8 protein-coding genes are annotated in these 4314 nt (G+C 44.9%); 6 read left to right on the top strand and 2 right to left on the bottom strand.

All coding sequences use genetic code 11. The features are described 5' to 3' along the window. Both RMO79_RS08495 and purN read right to left on the bottom strand, forming a co-directional pair. The coding region (locus tag RMO79_RS08495) for a dual specificity protein phosphatase family protein (RefSeq protein ID WP_310482680.1) at positions 1-416 on the bottom strand (416 nt) is incomplete at its 3' end. Between the two features lie 18 nt (positions 417-434). Then, positions 435-1085 carry a phosphoribosylglycinamide formyltransferase gene (purN, locus tag RMO79_RS08490; protein WP_310482679.1) on the bottom strand — a complete coding sequence of 217 codons (651 nt, stop codon included), beginning with the start codon at positions 1083-1085 and terminating at the stop codon, positions 435-437. Positions 1086-1356: 271 nt separating this feature from the next. Between purN and clpS the strand changes: the two genes are divergently transcribed. The 6 genes from clpS to yidC all read left to right on the top strand — a co-directional run. Beyond that, a complete protein-coding gene (clpS, locus tag RMO79_RS08485; protein WP_295618973.1) occupies positions 1357-1641 on the top strand; it encodes an ATP-dependent Clp protease adapter ClpS in 285 nt (94 codons plus the stop codon). Between the two features lie 103 nt (positions 1642-1744). Further along, the gene (locus RMO79_RS08480; RefSeq protein ID WP_310482678.1) at positions 1745-2635 is read left to right on the top strand and encodes a CPBP family intramembrane glutamic endopeptidase; all 891 of its coding nucleotides are present in this window, start codon (positions 1745-1747) and stop codon (positions 2633-2635) included. Positions 2636-2777: 142 nt separating this feature from the next. Continuing rightward, positions 2778-2915 (top strand): 50S ribosomal protein L34, encoded by a 138-nt coding sequence (rpmH, locus tag RMO79_RS08475; RefSeq protein ID WP_015162297.1) that lies wholly within the window; start codon positions 2778-2780, stop codon positions 2913-2915. 29 nt (positions 2916-2944) lie between these two features. Then, entirely contained in the window at positions 2945-3316 is a 372-nt protein-coding gene (gene rnpA, locus RMO79_RS08470) for a ribonuclease P protein component (protein WP_310482677.1), read from the top strand. Continuing rightward, positions 3306-3725, top strand: coding sequence for a PH domain-containing protein (locus RMO79_RS08465; protein ID WP_310482676.1), 420 nt, complete (start codon positions 3306-3308; stop codon positions 3723-3725). The genes rnpA and RMO79_RS08465 overlap by 11 nt, the downstream gene beginning before the upstream one ends. A 103-nt stretch (positions 3726-3828) precedes the next feature. After that, positions 3829-4314: membrane protein insertase YidC (gene yidC / locus RMO79_RS08460; protein ID WP_310482675.1), on the top strand; the 486-nt coding region annotated here is incomplete at its 3' end.

The following is a 4314-nucleotide window of genomic DNA, read 5'->3' as shown; positions in this document are numbered from 1 at the left end:
GCCGATTTTGGAGTAAATCCTCGTCTGGCAACGAGCCAAGCAGCAAGAATAACACCAGTTCGCCCAACTCCACCAGAGCAATGAACTACCACCTTTTCATGCGATCGATCTGCCAGCTCTAAAAATGGTAAAATTCGATCGATAAGTAGTTGCGGATCTGCCACATGAAAATCCTCAATCGGTGCCCAACAGATGCGATCGATTCCAAAACTCGATCGATAAATACCTGCCAAATCTGAATATCGATCGATCTGAGCTGGCGACAATAAACAGCAGACTCGCTGAATATCTTGCGATCGCATAAACTCGATCCAGTCTCGAACTTGTCGATCGGTATATCCCGATCTAGCCGCACCAAAAACAATCGATTCATCTGCTGAAGCTGCGGCAAATTTGTACCTGTTATCGTGTTGCAAATGTCAACCGCTAAATAATTATAAATTTACTCGATCGGGATTAATTTTCTGGGCTAACAGCTCGATCGCTTGCGGTAGAATCAGATGCTCCTGAATCTGGATCCGTGCGTGCAAAGTTTCCGAGGTATCATTGGGTAAAACTGGGACTGCGGCTTGAACGATAATCGGCCCTGCATCGACTTCCAGACTGACTAAATGTACCGTACAACCTGTGATTTTAACTTTTGCGGCTAGAGCTTGCTCGATCGCGTGAATGCCTGGGAAACTAGGGAGTAAGCTGGGGTGAATATTAATCAGTCGATCGGGAAATGCATCGATTAAGACTTGGGTAATTACCCGCATCCAACCCGCCATCACCACGCATTCTACCTGATATGTTTGAAAAGTAGCGACGATTGCCCGATCGAGTTCCGCTCTGGTGGCATAATTACGATGATCGAGGAATACAGTGGGGATGCCGCGTTTTTGGGCGCGATCGATCGCCTGGATATCGGGTTTATTATGAATGAGTACGGCAATTTTGGCATGAAGATCGCCGTTTTCGATCGTGCTAGCAACTGCTTCAAAATTACTCCCACTTCCCGATGCCATGATGCCGAGGATGAGTGGAGATCCCGGTTGCAGATTAGTCGTGGGTGCGGGCGAAATTAGGCTGTATGTATCGGGCATGGATGTGAGGGTATAACATAGTCAATCGCCGTGTCTGCATCGATACTGGCTAATTTTTGAGCGAGTCATCGAAACACTTTCCCTATTTTAGGTCGATCGGTCTATCGAATCTTACCAGTTCGAGCGAATCTGACGATCGATCCGACACAGCCGCTCGCCATCACAAAGCTGTATCTTCAAAACTTGAAGATGTAATCTTCGAGTGGGTACAATAAGCAAGAAATCGATCGGGTAACTTGTCAACCTGTCAAATGCGTTTATCTATTGGAATATGAGTTATACAGAAACTATCGAAAAGTCATCAACCATCCGCAAACTCGCACCCAATTACCGCGTGTTGCTACATAATGATGATTTTAATGGCATGGAACATGTAGTTGAAGTTTTAATAACTACAGTTCCCCATCTCTCGGCACCTCAAGCAATTAATATTATGATGGAAGCCCATCAATATGGCATGGCACTGGTAATTACCTGCAACCAAGAACATGCCGAACATTACTCCGAAGTCTTAAAAAGTCACGGCTTAACTAGTACGATCGAGCCAGCAGACTAATTTAAGCACGAGCTAGACATCGATCGCCAACCAGATCCAATTACCCAAAACCCGATAAAATCGAGATTTAAAGTCGATCGCCAATTAAGCTAATCTAATAGCGATGGCTAGAAATTGTGAATCTCGAACGACAATGCTAAATCTCAGTCAGATTAAAAATTATCCAGCACCAGGTAGAATGTTAAGCTTTCTCCTGGTGCTAATTATATTATGGTTGCCAGGGCTAGCATTAATATATGCCGTCATGGGGAGTACTCAAAATCTCGAAGATCCCGGTACTAAAAATTTACTCTCGATCCTGACTATGGGATTACTCGCGATCGAATTTATCGCCTTACTACCCTGGTGGGGACGCAAAGTATATCAGCACCCCAACTTATACTATCGATATGGGTTGGTGTTCACGCGCCAGAATGGATTATTATTGCTTAAAGGACTCGCGATCGGAGCGTGTTTTACATTCGCACTATTTGTCATTCAAGGGTTACTCGGCTGGCTAATATGGCAACCCCCACGATTATCCATTCTTCAATTAGCACTAGAAGGTTCGGCAACTTCTCTAGGTGTCGGGTTAGCTGAAGGGCTATTTTTTCGAGGCTGGATGTTAGATGAATTAGAACGAGACTATACCCTGACGATCGCGTTAATTGTCGATGCCGGATTATATGCATTGTTGCATTTTCTCAAGCCAATCCCGGCGATCCTGGCATCGCTTCCCGAATTTCCCGGACTGTTTTTGCTCGGCACCGTAGTTATTATTGCCAAACGCCAACATCGCAATCTGCTCGGCATGTCGATCGGGCTTCATGCTGGTATGGTCTGGGCTTATTATGTAATTAATGTCGGGCAAATGGTCAAATATTCCGGTCGAGTTTCAGACTGGATTACCGGAATTAATGGCAATCCCATTTCTGGTTTACAAGGATTAATTTTCTTGTCAACTTTAATAGCTCTAATCTCTAAATTCTCTGGCAAAGTCGAAGAACGCATTTAGATTTTAGATTTGAGGTTTTGGATTTAAAATATTCTTACTCCCAACTCTCTGCGCGATCGAGCCAAATAGCTGCTATACTAGTACATTGTGGCTTTTTTGCCTACCAAAGATTAATTATTAGTTAATTCGAGCGGATTTAAGTATGACAAAGCGTACTCTCGGCGGTACTAACCGCAAACAGAAAAGAACATCGGGATTCAGAGCGCGGATGCGTTCTCGGACTGGACAAAAAGTCATCAAAGCGCGGAGAGCCAGAGGTCGGCATCGCCTGTCTGTATAGGTTCACACTTACAGATAGAGTAACAACTCGTGTCATTGCCCAAACCCCATCGACTCAGACGCAGGCAAGATTTTCAGAAAGTTTATCAGTATGGCAAACGTCATCAACAAGTGCATCTGACGCTTAGAAGTTTGCGACACTTGGCAAACTCTCCTACCGAAAATCTACCTGCTACTCGATTTGGGATTTCTGTAAGTCAAAAAGTTAGTAAAAAAGCAGTAATTCGCAATCTGCTCAAACGACAGGTGAAAGCGGCTCTGCGTCAACTGTTGCCGCAAATTACCAGCGGCTGGTCGGTGGTAATTGGAGTCCGACCTTCAGCACAGGGGTGCGAATATGTCGAAATTTTGCGAGAATTAGAGCAGTTGTTGGTAGCCGCCGAGGTACTTGATGGGCATTAAAGAAGAAACATTTTACGAAGGTGGTCCCCATATTGGGGACTTGATTTTTCATGTGGTTTTAATACCACTAATAGTTTTCATTCCTCTGGCAATCGGATCGATTGTCAGAGCGATCTGGCTGCGGTATAAAATTACCGATCGCCGAATTTCAGTCATTGGTGGTTGGATGGGCAAAGATCGTACCGATCTAGTTTATTCGGAAATTACTGACGCAGTAACTATCCCCCGTGGGTTAGGATTTTGGGGAGACATGGTAGTTACCCTTAAAGATGGTAGCCGCTTGGAATTGCGCTCGATCCCTCGCTATCGCGAAATCTACGACTATATCAACGAGCGGGTACTTGCCAAAACTGGCTTACCCCTATTGAGCGTAACCGAAAAAGCCGAAGCCGCCACTCAAACCACCTAAATTAGGGAATAGGGGATAGGGAATAGAGACGAATATTCTCTCTCCTACTTCCCATTCTCTAACCCCTATCCCCTATCCCCTATCCCCTAACCTCTAGTTGACAATGGACTTCGGAATCGGATTTATTTCCAACAATATCATGTTGCCGATCGTAGATTTTTTCTACGGAATCGTGCCAAGCTACGGTTTAGCAATCGTCGCGCTGACATTAGTGATTCGGTTTGCACTCTACCCATTAGGTGCAGGTTCGATCCGCAACATGCGTAAAACCAAAATCTCTCAGCCGTTGATGCAAAAACGGGTCAAAGAAATTCAGCAGAAATTCAAGGACGACCCCACCAAGCAACAACAGGCAATGAGTGATGTCTATAAGGAGTTTGGCAACCCCTTAGCTGGTTGTTTGCCAGTGGTATTGCAAATGCCTGTTTTGTTTGCGTTGTTCGCCACCTTGCGGGGGTCGCCATTTTCTAATGTCGATTACAACGTCAACTTACAAATTGTCCCCACAGCAGAAATCGCTCAGGTTCAGCCCCAAGTTTTTACTAGCGAACCGCACAATATTTATTTCGATACCAACATCCACACTCCC

Source organism: Chamaesiphon sp. VAR_48_metabat_403 (genome assembly GCF_031422475.1).
Taxonomy (GTDB): Bacteria; Cyanobacteriota; Cyanobacteriia; order Cyanobacteriales; family Chamaesiphonaceae; genus Chamaesiphon.
The sequence above is the reverse complement of the archived record's forward strand: the minus strand, read 5'-3'. Positions and strand labels throughout refer to the sequence as shown.